12 protein-coding genes are annotated in these 15634 nt (G+C 44.7%); 7 read left to right on the forward strand and 5 right to left on the reverse strand.

Translation table 11 applies throughout. The annotated features are described in order from the left end of the window. Nucleotides 1–1222: 1222 nt before the first annotated feature. The gene (locus tag CIK96_RS11040) at nt 1223–1528 is read left to right on the forward strand and encodes an AAA family ATPase (protein WP_094440602.1); all 306 of its coding nucleotides are present in this window, start codon (nt 1223–1225) and stop codon (nt 1526–1528) included. Nucleotides 1529–1891: 363 nt separating this feature from the next. Here CIK96_RS11040 and CIK96_RS11045 read toward each other — a convergent pair whose 3' ends face one another. Beyond that, nucleotides 1892–4942 (reverse strand): Eco57I restriction-modification methylase domain-containing protein, encoded by a 3051-nt coding sequence (locus CIK96_RS11045; RefSeq protein WP_094440603.1) that lies wholly within the window; start codon nt 4940–4942, stop codon nt 1892–1894. Nucleotides 4943–4999: 57 nt separating this feature from the next. Next, the gene (locus CIK96_RS11050) at nt 5000–8383 is read right to left on the reverse strand and encodes a helicase-related protein (RefSeq protein WP_094440604.1); all 3384 of its coding nucleotides are present in this window, start codon (nt 8381–8383) and stop codon (nt 5000–5002) included. A 736-nt stretch (nt 8384–9119) separates the two neighbouring features. Here CIK96_RS11050 and CIK96_RS11055 point away from each other — a divergent pair. From CIK96_RS11055 to CIK96_RS11065, 3 genes are all read left to right on the forward strand, one after another. Next, nucleotides 9120–9635: a hypothetical protein gene (locus CIK96_RS11055; RefSeq protein ID WP_094440617.1), complete on the forward strand. Its 516-nt coding sequence runs from the start codon at nt 9120–9122 to the stop codon at nt 9633–9635. A gap of 77 nt (nt 9636–9712) precedes the next feature. Then, the gene (locus CIK96_RS11060; protein WP_094390061.1) at nt 9713–10018 is read left to right on the forward strand and encodes a LysO family transporter; all 306 of its coding nucleotides are present in this window, start codon (nt 9713–9715) and stop codon (nt 10016–10018) included. Beyond that, a complete protein-coding gene (locus CIK96_RS11065) occupies nt 10015–10617 on the forward strand; it encodes a lysine exporter LysO family protein (RefSeq protein WP_094440605.1) in 603 nt (200 codons plus the stop codon). Before CIK96_RS11060 ends, CIK96_RS11065 begins: the two co-directional genes overlap by 4 nt. Nucleotides 10618–10734: 117 nt before the next feature. On the opposite strand, the gene CIK96_RS11070 is transcribed toward CIK96_RS11065, so the two are convergent. The 3 genes from CIK96_RS11070 to CIK96_RS11080 all read right to left on the reverse strand — a co-directional run bounded on the left by CIK96_RS11070 (nt 10735) and on the right by CIK96_RS11080 (nt 12880). Then, nucleotides 10735–11097 (reverse strand): hypothetical protein, encoded by a 363-nt coding sequence (locus CIK96_RS11070; protein ID WP_094440606.1) that lies wholly within the window; start codon nt 11095–11097, stop codon nt 10735–10737. 11 nt (nt 11098–11108) lie between these two features. Beyond that, nucleotides 11109–11288: a hypothetical protein gene (locus CIK96_RS11075; protein WP_094440607.1), complete on the reverse strand. Its 180-nt coding sequence runs from the start codon at nt 11286–11288 to the stop codon at nt 11109–11111. 107 nt (nt 11289–11395) lie between these two features. Next, entirely contained in the window at nt 11396–12880 is a 1485-nt protein-coding gene (locus CIK96_RS11080; RefSeq protein WP_094440608.1) for a pectinesterase family protein, read from the reverse strand. A 369-nt stretch (nt 12881–13249) separates the two neighbouring features. Between CIK96_RS11080 and CIK96_RS13385 the strand changes: the two genes are divergently transcribed. The 3 genes from CIK96_RS13385 to CIK96_RS11100 all read left to right on the forward strand — a co-directional run bounded on the left by CIK96_RS13385 (nt 13250) and on the right by CIK96_RS11100 (nt 15595). Continuing rightward, nucleotides 13250–13669, forward strand: a complete 420-nt coding sequence (locus tag CIK96_RS13385) for a hypothetical protein (RefSeq protein ID WP_216820947.1) — start codon at nt 13250–13252, stop codon at nt 13667–13669. 186 nt (nt 13670–13855) lie between these two features. Continuing rightward, nucleotides 13856–14638: a ZIP family metal transporter gene (locus CIK96_RS11090; RefSeq protein ID WP_094440618.1), complete on the forward strand. Its 783-nt coding sequence runs from the start codon at nt 13856–13858 to the stop codon at nt 14636–14638. Nucleotides 14639–15025: 387 nt separating this feature from the next. After that, the gene (locus tag CIK96_RS11100; RefSeq protein WP_094440610.1) at nt 15026–15595 is read left to right on the forward strand and encodes a methylated-DNA--[protein]-cysteine S-methyltransferase; all 570 of its coding nucleotides are present in this window, start codon (nt 15026–15028) and stop codon (nt 15593–15595) included. Nucleotides 15596–15634 lie beyond the last annotated feature (39 nt).

Here is a 15634-nt window from a genome sequence, read left to right on the forward strand (position 1 = left end):
CTATTTTTTTGCTTTACGGAAACTGTTATCTGTTATCTGTTATTTGTTATTTTCGTCATAAAGTAAATAGTTTTCATCGCTCACCAGTATAGATTTAATCCAAAATAGAGAAATCAAGCGCTATTCTTCCCATTTCCTTTTTGTGGTCTCGAAATTATTTACTACTTTTGTCGCTAAAATAAAAAGCCCACAAAAAAATCCTGATCATGACCACATACAGATTCGCGATTACCGGACTACGTCACCATGACTTTGCCAACAGACTCGATGAACTCTCGACAAGGCTATAGGGAAGCGTATGTCTTATAAAGATTCATTCTTTGAGTGTCATAATTAGGCAAATATATTAACAACATATTTTCATTTTCTTATATTGTGCATAGACAAAATAATCGTACATTTCCGACACCATAAGAGCAAAACCAATGTCAATCGCAAGCGTTACAGTTTGACAGTTGACAGTTTCCAAAAACGATTTTTTTGTGTTTCAAGCGTTACAGTTGACAGTTTTTGAAAGCAAAAATATCGCATGGTTTTTACTTTTGTCCTTACAGGACGTGGTTAGATATGCTGTATGATGTCCTCAGGGCGTTGCCCTGGGCTATGGAAGCCATTGGGCTTTCAGCCCGCCGTTGATTGTATGGAATTCCATGTGTTCCGTGGATTCGTAATTCCGTGTTGTAATACGTAACTTTGCACCACCAAAATTTCGTAAGGTTGTGCCACGTGTCCTCTGTGTGCTCCGTGGATCCGCTTTGCTTGTCGTGTTACCAGACCGCCACTACTTATTTGGCTACTAACGCCCCGAATGGGGCAATATTTTCATAGCCCAGGGTAACGCCTTGGGTATGTACAATTATTTTACAGAACGTCCTGTAAGGACAAAAGTAAAACCCGTGAAATTGTACGCACAGGACAACGCCATTCATTCCCAAGCGTTACAAATAACAAATAACAGATAACAGTTAACAGTTTCCGAAAACAATTTCTGCGTTACAAGCGTGACAATATAACAGTATAACAGTTTTTGAAAAGCAAAAAAAAGGAAGTACAAGGGAACTGAGTGGAACAGAACTGTCCCTGTTTCCCGTCCCTGTTTTATTTATCTGATTTTCAGTGTTTGCTCGGTTAATAAATGTTATAAAAATGGCTTTGCCTTACCAAAACGATTACCCTATTCGGAATTTATTGTAAATTTGCAGTAAAATCGGAATAGAGGATTATGGCAACGTATGTAAATAGACAGATTTATCTGCAAAAGCTGATTCATCGGCGAGACAATGGTGAGGTAAAAATCATTACGGGTACTCGTCGATGTGGAAAGTCGTGGCTTCTGAAAAAGGTTTATCATGACTATTTGGTGAGTCAAGGTGTACCTAAGGAAAATATCATCATGGTGTCTTTTGATGTGGATGAGGATATTACTGGGGAGGATTTGACCAATCCAATGGTTCTGAAACGCTATCTCTATTCCAAGATAATAGATGAAGATGCCAGCTATTATGTATTTCTTGCCGTAGGCAACTAAAAAAATCCACGGACCACACGGAGAACACAGAGAAAGATTTTCGTAGGATGATAAAGACCACTCTCTCAGACTTCAAACTTCAGACTTCAGACTTCAGACTTCAAACTTCAGACTTCAGACTTCAGACTTCTAACTTCAGACTACATTTTTGCGTTACAATCCTTACAGCTTACAGTATTACAGTTTTTGAAAACGATTTTTTGCGTTACAGTTACAGTATTACAGTTTTGAAAAGCTAAATCGCACATAACAACAGTGGCTTTTGTGGATTTAATCGTTGGCAAGTGAAACAGGGACTGTTCCCCTGTTTTCATTGATAGAATTCTTCTATTTTACTCATATTTTACTCATATTTTGCTTCTTTTATTGTTCTATATTATATGCCTCATACTCCTCACGAGAGATTGGAGTCTCTGGGTCAACAATCAACACTTCATCATAGGTCAAGCCATAGAGGTGATAGACGAGGAAGTCGATTTGATTCTCCAATGAAGTGGTGTCGGCAGAAACATCAATCTGTTTCTTGACAGTTATATTTTTTGCTAAGTCTGCAATTTCCTGTTGATTTTCTGATTCTATCATAGGCAACTGCTCTATAGTTGATTTATTTATTGCTAAATATCCACCAGCTAGATGCTTATCTTTGAACTTTGTACAAAGATAATAAGTCGTATACTTAGAATTCAATATACCAAGAACATAAAATGGCAAAAATGTAGAAAAATCTGTTATAGCATATACTCCCACTCCTAAAGCCAAAGGAGTTCCAACATAAGTAGCCTCAATACGTTTTGTCATACCCGCTATTACTATTTTGGGATTTTGCCACATATTCCATTTGCTTAGTGCTATTTCCGTGTTATAAGTTATATAAGCAAAATGGTATTTTTCACCCATATATTTCACTCTACAATTAGAATAGCAATATCTATCCACATTTCCACTTACTGTAAATGGTATCGTATTAGGCATTTCACCATCAACTACATACTTCTTTATAATTTGCGCTTGGAATCCTGTTGCCCCAGAACAAACTTTCAAACCACAATCCTTTATTGTAAGAGAAGTCTGAATTTCATCATATTCCACATATTGCCGTTTTAGCAAATCAGAATAATCCTCCAACAAATACTGTGAGTATTTTTCATCTCCATGTTTATGTCCTAAAATTATAATTGGATAGACCCCAGCATTTTTGAAAACATTAAATATTGAGACATCAACACTATTCTTCCATCCCATTTGGTGCATTGCAATTCGTGTCTTTTGAGCATAATCTGCTATCAACAATTTATTTGGAATAATGAAAGAATAAACTTTCGTTGTAATTTTTAATGCCAACAAAAGAAATAAAATATACATATCATAGGCACCAACAACTTCTGGATATTGCTTTTTATATATTTCTTTTTCATCTTTAGTCCTTGACATGTTTACTGCACTAATATAAGGTGGATTACCAATCACAATATCAAATCCGCCCTGCTCGAATACATCCGCAAAATATGTATGCCAAAGGAAGAACTGGTCGTTTGGAATCTCCAGCTTATCTACGGCATCCTGCACCTCATGATTTCCCTCGGCACAAACCTTGATGTAATCTTTTACATACTTATCAATCTCCTTGCGACGCTGGGCACGCAAGGTATGGTCGGTGATGCTAAAATATGATTTCACTAAGTCTTGAATGGTCTTCTGAACATCGGTTTCCTCGAAGCCAAACGACAAGACACCACGAGTTTTCTTGGTATCTTTGCCTGTCTTCACTTTCTTGGAAGTCATGTTCAAATCCACTCCCATGAAGCTCTCCAGCAACGAGTTGCCCTGCATGATCTTGAAGTCGAGGTTTGGCAATGGCATAGGTTCCTTCTCATCAATAATCAGCGCAAGCCAGAAGCGGAGGCGGGCGATATCTACCGCTCCCTTCTCTATATCAACACCATAAATGTTGTTCTGAATGATGTGACGCTTGATGTCGGCGGCATTATCATCATCCCATTCCTCTATTGCCTTGCGACAACTGTAGAGTTCTCGGAGCAAACCCATAGGGAAGGCTCCCGAACCGATGGCTGGGTCGCAAATTTTCACATCCTTCAGTTTTTGGTCGATGGACATGGCGAGGTTGGAAGATGCTCCGCCCAGCTTCTCCACATCATTATTTTTCACAAAGTTGGCAATACCTTTCTTGGTTTCTTCGTCCTCAATATCCGTCTGAAGATAAGCAATCAAAGACTCCTGACACATATAGCGCACGATTTCCTTTGGCGTATAAAAGGCACCCTTATCCTTGTTGTCCTCCAAGAGGTTCTCGAATATCTTGCCCAGCATCTCTGGGTCAACGCCCACCTCGGCATCGTTCGGGTCGTTCTCGTCTATCGTAAAATTGTAGCTGTCGAAGAAATCGAAAAGCGACTTGAACATCTCGGCAGGGAAGCGAGAATCCACCTCGTCTATCTGCTCCTGTTGGAAAAGTCCACCATTCAAGTATGGGATAGCCTCAGCATGAGGAATATACTTCACTCCCACCCCATTCACCAGTGGCGCAGTGGATCGGTCCTCTGGCTTGGTATTGAGCAAGCCAAAGAACATCGGTTCGAGCACCTTGTCCAAGAAGTTTTCTTTCACGGCATCGTCCGCCCCGTAGAAAAGGTCGTGCATGTAGTGCAGGTTTCCACCCAGCCATCCCTTACTCTGCAAGAAGTAAAGGAACACGATACGACCCATCATCTTCTTGATGTAGTCGCGCACCTTTTTCTCGTCCTCGCCAAAGGATGTAAAGAACTGGGCATCAGGCTCTCCAACCTTCTGCTCCACCCACTTATTGCCCTTCTTGACATATACCTTACCCGTCAAGAACTTCACGAACTCGGCATATTGCTTACGATACTCATCGAAGAAATCATCGGAAAGAGCCTCAACGGAGAAGGCGTTCTTGATCTCCAGATATTCATCTGCCCTCTTCTGCAAATCGAAGAATCGAGAAACAGGAGTTTTGTAATAAGCCTTCTCGTCACCAAAAACATAGGTAAACCGCTTGGCATTGGTAGCCTCAGCATCACCATTCAAATCACAAATCAATGACAAGCGCCAGTTAATACCATCATCAAATACCGCCAAGGCAACATCGAAGCCATACCCAAGATAAGGGCGAATGAGATTGCGAAGCCCCACCTTGCGACGAAGCACCGATCCATCTTTCATATCGTAATAGAAGAATCCCATTTTATAACCATCCTTGGTGGTCGTACTGCCCAAGAAATACCCTTTTCGCTCCTCGGCATCCTCATCCAAAGTCTCCGGCTGAATGCGCACCTTGTCGGCACGAAAGAATTCCGTCATCATCGTCTGCCACTTCGACAGATTGAACTTCGACTGAAAGAGTCGCTGCAAATTATCTTTTGTATAAGCCATCATTGTCTTTGTTTTCTTCTGATTTCACACCTTAATAAATTACACGAAATGATATATAAACTATACGAAAGTCTCCGACACCACGATTTGAGGTTCCAGAATTTCCTCGTTTTCCTCTTCGTCGGTATCCAGCGGAATGTTGTATCGCTCATATAGCTCATCCACCTTGGCGATGGTCTGCGCTATGATTTCATCAGAAGAAGACTTTTGCTTCTTGATAAAGCGATAGAAGCCATTGATGCCAGAGTTAAGACCCGTGAACACACCCAGCTCAACAATCTTCTCCAACTTGGCTATCTGCCCCAGACTCTTCTCTACATCAGAAGAAGACACCGAGTTCAGCGAACGATTGAGTGTTCTGAGTGCACTCAGCACGTCATTGGTCGCCTTCTCCTTCTTGCGGTTCGCCATGCTATCCGCATCCACCACCTTGTTTGCCACCTTTTGATAAGATTGCAAGGCTTGCTTCACCTGTTCGTAATGGAAATCCATCACCTTCATGAAGTCGCCAGGACTCTCGTCGAAGCCTGCCTTCAGGATGTCCATCGCATCCAAGAATGGGATAGACAAGACCTCACCTGTTGCCTTCACCCAATAATACTCCACCTTCTTGGGGGAAGAGAGATAAACAATAGTGGAATGCTGCAAGTCCTTTTCCGAAAACTTTACCTCATGCGGCATCGCCAAGACATCGGCTATTTCTCTCACCGTACGGCTCTTCATCGGCAAAGCCTTGATTCGGTTGTAGAGTTTGCGGTTGGTCTGGTAGAGCGCTCGTGCCTCTTCCAATAGTCTGAGATTTCTATCCACCGCATCCTGTATATCGGGATTGAACATCTGAAAATCCTTCACGATTTCCTCACGAGAGTATATCTGGGCATCCTCGCCAAAGGCGGAATGGAAGCCCTGCAATTTGATGAGGGCGTTGCTGTAAAGATGTATTTCCTTGTTGCCCTGCGCCGATGGATAAAACATATAGTTGTAAATGCAATCTGCCACCGAACCGATACGGTTCACACGACCGATGCGCTGCATCAATCTGGTGGCGTTCCATGGGGAATCGTAATTGATGATGACGTTGGCACGATGCAGGTTGACACCCTCGGCAAGAACATCGGAAGTTATCACGATGTTATATTCGTCGCTTTGTTCGGAATAGTTGGCATCGAAGCATCTGCGGATGGTATCTTGTCGGGTGTTGCGATTGCTGGCGCAAACGTCCAGGATATCTGAGCGTTGCAAGCGTTTCTTCAACTGATCGGTGAGATAGTTCACTGTATCCACGCTCTCCGAGAAGATGACCAGCTTACCTGTCGGGTTCATCTTCTTGCCGAAAAGCTCATGCTGTAACTTGTTGATGAAAAGTTCTAACTTCGGGTCTTCGCCCACGGCATCCCACTTATGGCAAAGCGACCGCAATTTCTCGGCATCCTCATGAAGCATCTGTAAGAACCGGTCGTTGAAATCCTCAGTTTTGAACACCGTATCTTCCTCCTTCAATCCCTTCTCCACGGCATACTCAATAATGCGGTCCAACTCCCAGCCCTTGGCTTGCTTGTCCTTTACATCTATGGCGGGGGCGATAATCACCTTGTTCTGCTCAAACATCTTGATCATATCCTCGGTGATGCGCAGGAAGGTATGGAGTGAACGACGGAAGGCATAAAAGCTGCTCTCCAGTCGCTTGACCATGTGTACTCGGTAGATGCCCGTCAGCATCGTGGCAATATGGAGGGCAGTAGGATATTTCTTCCTTGCCGAGCCCTGCAAGAATTCCACGGCCCGATAACGGGCATAGTGCAAGCCCTTGCCTTCGGGATTGCTATCGACATTCGGGGTATCGGTCAGAATCTCCATCGTACTATAGAAGAGGTCGTTCAAACCACCATTAAGTTCATACTCCAGTTCCTTGGGAGGCAGAATGTCCGGGAAGACAATGTGCTGGGCGTCCAAGTCTTTCTTATAGGCTGGCACATTCTTGATATTGTTTCGAGTACGGCGAACGGTCACCTTGTCAATCACTTCCGTCCTAATCTGCTCATACAGGTCGTCGGTTCGCTTGGCAAACTCAGCATTTCGTCTACCCTCATTATCTGCCTTTCGTTCACGCATCAGTTTGTCGTATTCCTCTATCCAAGGCGAGAAAGCCACAGGCAAGTTCTGAATGCCTTCGATAGTAGAATAACGTGCGTTTTGGAAGAGCAGGAGAAGATTCAAGAGGTCGGTAGGACGGTTGTTGAGCGGTGTTGCCGAAAGCAGCATTACCTTTTTCTGGTGTCCCTTCACCAATCCCTTATTTACACGGGGAGTCTTGCAGATGAGTTGCAGATCATCGTACCTACCAGCGGTTGCCCCACGGAAATTGTGCGCCTCATCCACGATGACGAGGTCGTACTCTCCTTTCTCACGGAAGTTGCCCTCGCCGGCAATAATCTTGTTCAAACTGCCATTGCTCACAAACTGGGCGTAACGTTTGATGCCGAAGCGCTTGAAGGTTTCCGTCCAGTTCTTCTCCAAGGCAGGCGGATAGACCACCAAGACATTGGTGTATCTGCCATTTGCCTCGATGAATCGCTTGGCTATCATCGTGGCGACAATGGTCTTTCCCAAGCCCACCACATCGGCGAGGAAGAATCCATTGTGCTGCATCAGCATCTGATAACCTTGTATTACGGCATCGTGCTGATAGCGGATGTCCCTCACACCTTCGGGCATCTCCATCGTAAAATCGTCCTCCACTTGCGAGCCAAAGGTGTCAATCAATACCTTCATATAGATTTCGTATGGCGTAGGCAATGCACCGAGATGAGTCTTCGCCTTCATCTGCTCAATGTCTTTCATATCCAAAGGCACTGCATCCTGCCAAAGTTGTTCAAACTCATGCTTGCAGTAATCCACGTCGTCGTAATCCTTCATCGCCACGTTCAGTTCGTAGCGATTGGTGTTCGTAGTTCCCATGCCCGAATCCGAGAGATTGGACGAGCCCATGATAACCCAACCATCGGAGTTAGGATTATGGTCTTCGGGCAAGAGAAGGTAAAACTTGGCATGGAGGTTCTTGCTGCGATGGATTCGAATCTCCAGTTTCTTGTCGATGATGTCTTGGCAGAACTGGAGGATGCCTCGTTCGGTCTGCTCGTCGTAGCCAGCATTGTGCACCTCCTCCACGAAATCATGGGAATAAGCCTTGCGAATCTCCTCCTCGTCTATCTTTCCGAAAAAGAGTTTTGACTGCTTTCGAAATATATTGTCGATATTGATGCCCACCAATATCTGTATCTTCTTGACCTGGGTGAATTCCTCCCGAAGCTTGAAATAGCCAGAGCTTCTGAAATAGCCCACCACTGCCTGAAAGGTATGAAAATCGAGCATATTGTGGGCTATTCCCTTGAACTTCTCGAACAGGGAATTATCGGGTGTATTATTAAAAAACTTAGTGCTCATATCGCTGCATCTCCTTAGGTTATTGGCACTTCCGCCATTCCCCCAAGCAGAAACATCTTGTTAGTTTATAGGTTACTATCAAAAGAAAGGCGCAGGGAATCTATTACTTACATTACCCTTGCCCTTCGAGGATTCGCTGTCCTATGGTGTCAAGAATAAGAAGCAACAGATGCCTACGCCTAACAGGTATATATATGATAGCAGAGAGCGTACCCCTCCTGACGAAGGGGCACACCTATGCCATGTGTATATACACAGTGGGTAGACGCCCACTGCTGTCTCCCTCTGAACACCATATTAAATTTTGCGAATTTCGAAGAGTCAGAAGAAAACGTAGAGAACGTCTTTCTTAATTATGATAGGCCAAGCCATGGACTTTAGTTTCCCAACCAGCATCACCATGCCAGCCATCCACAGCAAGACGATTGCAAAAGTAATAAAAAAGACTGAAACCAGCAAGCTTTCAAGAAATTATTATTTCCTGACACCATAGGGACTGTTGGTCCGTGTCATCAATTTCAAGCGTTACAGTTGACAGTTGACAGTTTCCATAAATCATTTTTGCGTTACAGTTACAGTATTGCAGTTTTTGAAAGCAAAAGTCAGGGTGCACGGATTTTTTATTGCCACGTAAATCTGTTAAAATCGTGATTCTTTCCACGAATTATCGAGATATTTTCGTAACTTTGCCATGATCTATTTGAACAATAACACATATTCTAAAAAACGTGACACCATGATAACGGAAGAACGACTAAAGGGTGCGTATAGTGAAGGAGAGGCATTGGCCATATATAATGAGGTGAAACAATCGGGAGACCTCATAGGCTTTTGTCGCACCTATATGAATCACGAAGACTATCAAGTGGCTCGCAATGCACTTTGGGGACTGACCAAGGCCAGCAAAGCGGAGCACACACAGCTGCAACCACTACTCCACCCGCTCATAGATTTAGCAATGCAGACCGACAACGCTTCTGTCCGTCGCCTGTCGCTCCATCATATTGAGCGCTTGAAGCTGAAAGAGGATGATCTTCGCACCGACTTCCTTGACTTCTGCTTAGCCCACATGGTCAATCCTGATGAGTTTCCCGGTATTCAATCTCTCTGCATGAAAATTGCCTATCGGATGTGTAAGTTCTATCCAGAACTGATGGGAGAGTTTATGCGCACCATAGAGAGCATGGACATGACTTTCTACAAGCCAGCGGTGAAATGTGTCAGAAGCAGGATTTTAGGCAGTAAGCGTTAGACTACGAATAGCGTTGTCATCAATCCAATAGGTTATGAGATTAAAAAGAAATAATGGATAAGTAAAACGAGAAAACAATGCTCAAGATTGTAATGATTATGCTATGCGGAATAGGTACGGGTTACCTGCTCCGCAACCAGAAAATGAGTTTTATCGGCCGTATCATCACGGCACTTATTTGGGTACTCCTATTCCTCCTCGGCATCGAAGTAGGATCGAATCCAAGTATCGTCAATGGTCTCCAGACGCTGGGTCTCGAAGCCATCGTATTAACGCTGGGCGGCAGTATCGGCAGTGCAATCTTTGCTTGGGCATTATGGAGATATGTAACAGCCAAACAGAAAGGCAAAACATCGGTTGAACAGGAAGGAGGCAAGGCATGAAAGGCAGTCTGATTATCGTAGGCTTCTTTGTCCTCGGCATCATCGTGGGATTGTGTGACGTGATTCCCGACAGCTTTGTAAATAGCGACGTCAGCTATTATGCCCTTTGCTGCCTGATGTTCTGCGTAGGCATCAGCATCGGTTGCGACACTTCTGTACTGAAGAGTTTCAAAGAGGTCAATCCTCGTTTGATGATGCTTCCCATCATGACCATTCTGGGCACGTTGGCAGGATGCGCTGCAGTATCTGTCCTATTGGGGCATCGTCAACTTACCGACTGTCTGGCGATAGGTTCTGGATTCGGCTACTACTCTCTGTCGAGCATCTTCATCACCCAATACCGTGGGGCAGAACTTGGTACCATCGCTTTGCTTGCCAACATCAGCAGAGAGATTCTCACCCTGTTGTGTGCCCCACTGTTGGCGAAGTATTTTGGAAGATTGGCACCTATCAGCGTAGGTGGTGCCACCACGATGGACACTACCCTCCCCATCATTACCCGTTATTCGGGTGAGAGTTTCATCATCGTGTCCATCTTCCATGGCTTCTGTGTAGATTTCTCCGTGCCATTCTTGGTTACATTCTTCTGTTCGTTCTAACTTCATAGAAATTGACAGTATGTCTGAGCTTGGGCAGTTTGCTCTCGGAATAGGACATTTGTCTCGGAACGAACAATATTAAACCAAGATTCTTCTTATTACTTAGAGCCAGGCATGTTAATTGTATAATTCTGGGTCGCCCTGCGAACGGTCAACAAATTCCTCGTCGTATTCCTCGCCTGGTATCAGGTCATCGAAATCAGGGTCGTCGTAAGGGTCTCGGTCATCGTCATCTGTTCCAATGATAATTCCTCCTTTTCCCTTTTTGGTGCTGACAGATTTTCTTATGCTGTCATTATGTAGCCTAATAGAGTCAAGCCCCCGCTGGATTGCCTCTCGGCGCTTATTATCCCAACGGCGAAATTCTTCTTTTTGTTTTCGCTCTTGCAGGGCATAGTAGGCTGTGCAACCAAATAGGCAGCCCATAACAAGGACGGTTACCCATAAGCCTCTCCAAAACTCTTTGCTTAGTTTTTTCATTGTGTTCCTACTTAATGGCGATGATACTTTTTCAGAGTTCCCTGTATGAGGATATTGGCCTGCTCCTCGGCAGCCTCATTAGGCTTGAACTCTGACATGTGAATAGAATTGTTCTGTCGCTTTATATATTCCCATACATCGGGATATTCCTTGAACTTATATTCGCTTTCGCGTCGGAATACTGGACTCATAATCACTTGTTATTTGGCGCAAATTTACAAAAAGTTTCTGGAATAACTTTCGCAAGTGAACAAAAATCAGCTTGCGAAAGTTGTAATAGGTATTCTCTTATTTTAGCCTACCAGTTCAGCACCCACCTTGCATCAGCGTATTTTCCTATCAGCTCAGCATCCTTGATGGCATCAAGCTGGCGAACATACTGGTGTCTCCGGCTGACATCTATAGCCTTACCATCCTTGTCATGGCTGTTGAATTCCAACAGGGTGACCGTAGGTTCAGCCACAGGTTCAAAGCCTATGGCAGGCACACCGTCCAACGTGCAGTTGAGCAACACACATTCAGAATGAGGATAGGGCTTTCCATGGTTGTGTGGCAGACGAGCGATCACAGCATTCTCCCCCAATCCCTTAAAGGTACAGTCGTTGAAGATGTTACCATGGTTTTCGGCCGTATTTCTTATCCACATGAAGGGGCCATGAGTGGAAATGGTACAATGATTGAAGTATGACGGACCTCTGCCTAAGACCGTATCTCCTCCTCCATCTATGATGCAGTTGAGCCAGTAGGCCGATCCGTTCGCTTGAAGAGCATCCCCGTCGCCAATAATATGTACGTTCTCAGAAAAGTTTCTCTCACCATTGAGCAGGAACCCCTCAGCCTGTCCCTTACAATCGGTCTTGAAGGTGATGTTCTTGAAAATCATATCAGCGCAATTGTCAGCAGCTACCGCAGCACGACGTGAGGGGAATGTACCCTTCACCTCGTTGGTTTTGATGTCAACAGGATGAGGATTGAAAACCTCGTTATTGGGATAATGCACCACAACCTCATCCATAGATTCACCTTGAATGGTCACAAACCGCTTATTACGGAAATACACCAGTTCTTCATAGTCGCCATTCTTCACAAAAACAGTTTTCCTACTCGCTTCCGAGGGCAACGAGTCTGGCATCCAATCCATGGCACCCTGCAGAGTGGAGAAATCTCCGCTTCCATCAGCAGCCACCACCACCTGAGATTTATCTGTTGAAGGAGCCTTTGCCTTGGTAGTAAACTTCCATGATTTCTTGCCATTCCATCCCTCGATGACTCCCTTGCCTATCTTAATTTCATACTCATGTCCGTAATCCAACATATTGTTGTGTAGATAAACAGTAGCCTTATTACCATGACAGATAACAGGATAGAAGTGGAAGGCATCAGAGAATCCGCCGATAATCGTCTTCTGATACTTGCGCTTATCTTCTTTGGCAGCACCCGATGGAGTGCCCGGACGTGTGTTACGATTGGTAATATGCTCCGACTTATAAATATAAGGTACAGGAGTATATGTTGCATGAGGATTAACAGGCTGTCCTTCTGTTGGCCCTGCCGGAAGGGACATGTCGATTTTATCGACCACCTTGTTAGTGGTTTTGTCAAACACCGTGACAATCCCCTTTGTGCCCGCCTTTACCGGTTGGTCAAACTCAATAATGAGATGTGTGTCGATGTTGATGTTGTGAGCATTCTCCTTAGGATAAAAACCTACTGGAGACTGTGCCAGCAGTTTCATACATACGATGAAAGCTGCCATTGTAATAAAGATTCGTTTCGTAGTCATTGTTTTTAAGTTGTTTGGAGTTGCAATATTACAAAAAAATATTGAGAAATCCTATATTTTTAAAGGAATTATTATTGGATAGCAATAAAACACATTTTTATACCACAAATATGTTACTGAACTTTCGCATGTGGGGAAGTTAAGGGAAGTTAGGGAAGTTAGAGAGAAGTTAAGGGACAAATGTCCTACGTCTTACGACAAAAGGCTATTGTCTCTTAACTTCCCGAACGACCGTAGGGAGTGATTTCTTATGCTTTGATGTTGCACAATTCATAATAATTACTTATCTTTGCAAAGCAGAAAACAAGTTCCAGCCTGACGGAACATGCAAACGAACTTGATATACTTAATAGACAACAGACCCAAGATATGATGAAACCTAAGCACCTACTCTCCTGGATAGCCTTGCTGACCGCAATGGATATGAGCGGATCCCCCATGGATCAGGATGAACCTGCGTATAAAATCGTGAATCAGGATTCTATTTGCCAAATCTTTGTTTATTCTCCTGCAGCAAATCAAGGCTTACACCTGGCTTATCTCACCGATGATGACCGGTGGATAGACGTCGGACAGCATGCCGGCGATACGTATATCGCTTCGGAACTGAATCTGCCAGCAGCCTTGAAACGCTACGTCGGTACAAGCGTGGTGAAGGATTCAAAGACGGGCAAGACATGGCTCAAGGTGGTGAATGCATTACCTCGTGTGCTCAAACTCAATCTGAATGGTCTTGGCAACAAAACTGTAGAAATACAACCTCGCTCTTCGCAGGTCATCGAACTATAGGCGCCATTCTGCTGCAACAGAAATAGTCTGATCAAGCAAGTCATGACATGAGAAAGTGGTTATTTTCCCCACTTATTGAAATGCTGCCAAGTGAATTCAAACTTTTGATGTCAAGATGACGAAAGGAAAATCCCGAACACATCCCGACACGATCGGAAATAAAAACAAACGAAGATGATGACAGAAATGACAATAACAATAATCATAGGACTGCTGATTCCGCTATTAGGAACAATGGTCGGTTCGGCATTCGTATTCTTTATGAAAGACGAAATGTCTGAACGACTGCAAAAGTCGCTGTTGGGCTTTGCCTCTGGCGTAATGGTAGCTGCTTCCGTATGGTCTTTACTCATCCCAGCTATGGATATGGAGGCAGGCTGTGGCAAATGGTCGGTAGTGCCTGCTGCCGTGGGATTTCTAATGGGTATCGGTTTCTTGCTACTTATCGACGAACTGACGCCACACCAACACCTCGGTACCGACAAGCCTGAGGGTATCAAGTCACACTTGTCAAAGACAATCATGCTTGCCCTTGCCGTAACCATCCATAACCTGCCTGAAGGAATGGCTGTGGGTGTGGTGTTTGCAGGTGCAGAAAACAGTTCCGCCCATATTTCCTTAGCTGGCGCTGTTTCCATGGCAATAGGTATTGCCATTCAAAACATCCCTGAAGGCGCCATCATCTCTATGCCTATGCGAGCGGCAGGCAACAGCCGATGGAAGTCGTTTATGTTAGGTTCGCTTAGTGGAGTGGTCGAGCCGGTTGGAGCCGTTGCCGTTCTGTTGCTTGCCTCACTCATCATGCCTGCCCTACCCTATATGCTTGCTTTTGCAGCAGGAGCCATGGTCTATGTGGTAGTGGAAGAACTGATTCCAGAGGCGTCCCACGGCGAGCATAGCAACCGCAGCACCATTGGCTTCGCCATCGGTTTCGTACTGATGATGGTGCTTGATGTTGTGATGGGATAGCAAAGCGAGAACATATCTCCACCATCCTCGACGAATACGGCTGTTTGCGAAACGTGTGGGGAAGTTAAGGGAAGTTAGGGAAGTTAGAGAGAAGTTAAGGGACAAATGTCCTACGTCTTACGGCAAAAGGCTATTGTCTCTTAACTTCCCGAACGACCGTAGGGAGTGATAACTTCCATTTTATGGCACCTTTTCTCGCCATGACAGAATTAAAGCGAGCTTTATTCTGCTCATTTGGCTTAACGAAAACGTTCCATTTTATGGCACATTTTCTCGCCATGGCAGACCTCGAACGAGCTCGGGTCTGCTCATCTGGCTTAACGAAAACGTTCTTTAACTTCAATCAATTCCATCAGTTGCGAAACTTGAATAAAATAACGGGAATACATGCCGCTGATCAGCATCCAATATTACAACTCGCCATGCGGTAAACTCGTCTTGGCATCCATGGCAGGCGAACTGTGCCTTTGCGACTGGAACGCGAATCCTTGTGCCGAGCGCAACCTGCGTCGGCTAACAGGGAGTGTGGATGCCTCTATCAAGACAGAAGCCACCTCGGTCTTGGAAGAGACCAAAAAGCAACTCGATGAATATTTTGCAGGCCGTCGCCAGACCTTCGACATCCCGTTGCGTCCCATAGGCACAGACTTTCAACATCGCGTATGGAGCGCATTACTCCGCATCCCCTACGGAGAAACAAGGAGTTACAAGGATATTGCGCAAACCGTCGGGCGTCCCCAAGCCGTCAGAGCCGTGGCAGGGGCTATTGGGGCAAACGGCATCAGCATCCTCATCCCCTGCCATCGCGTCATAGGCAGCAACCACTGCCTGACAGGATTTGCAGGAGGCCTGGAAGCAAAGCGCATGTTGTTGGAGATGGAGCACAGACGCCTGTCGGACGCACCTTCCCAAGATTTACCGAGATTCAGGCTTAGCGCTCAGAAAAACTGGTCATAGAAGGCTAAAAAAGCACGTGACTGTGTAGAACTTGAAAAA

This window comes from Prevotella sp. P4-98, assembly GCF_002251405.1.
Lineage (GTDB): Bacteria > Bacteroidota > Bacteroidia > Bacteroidales > Bacteroidaceae > Prevotella.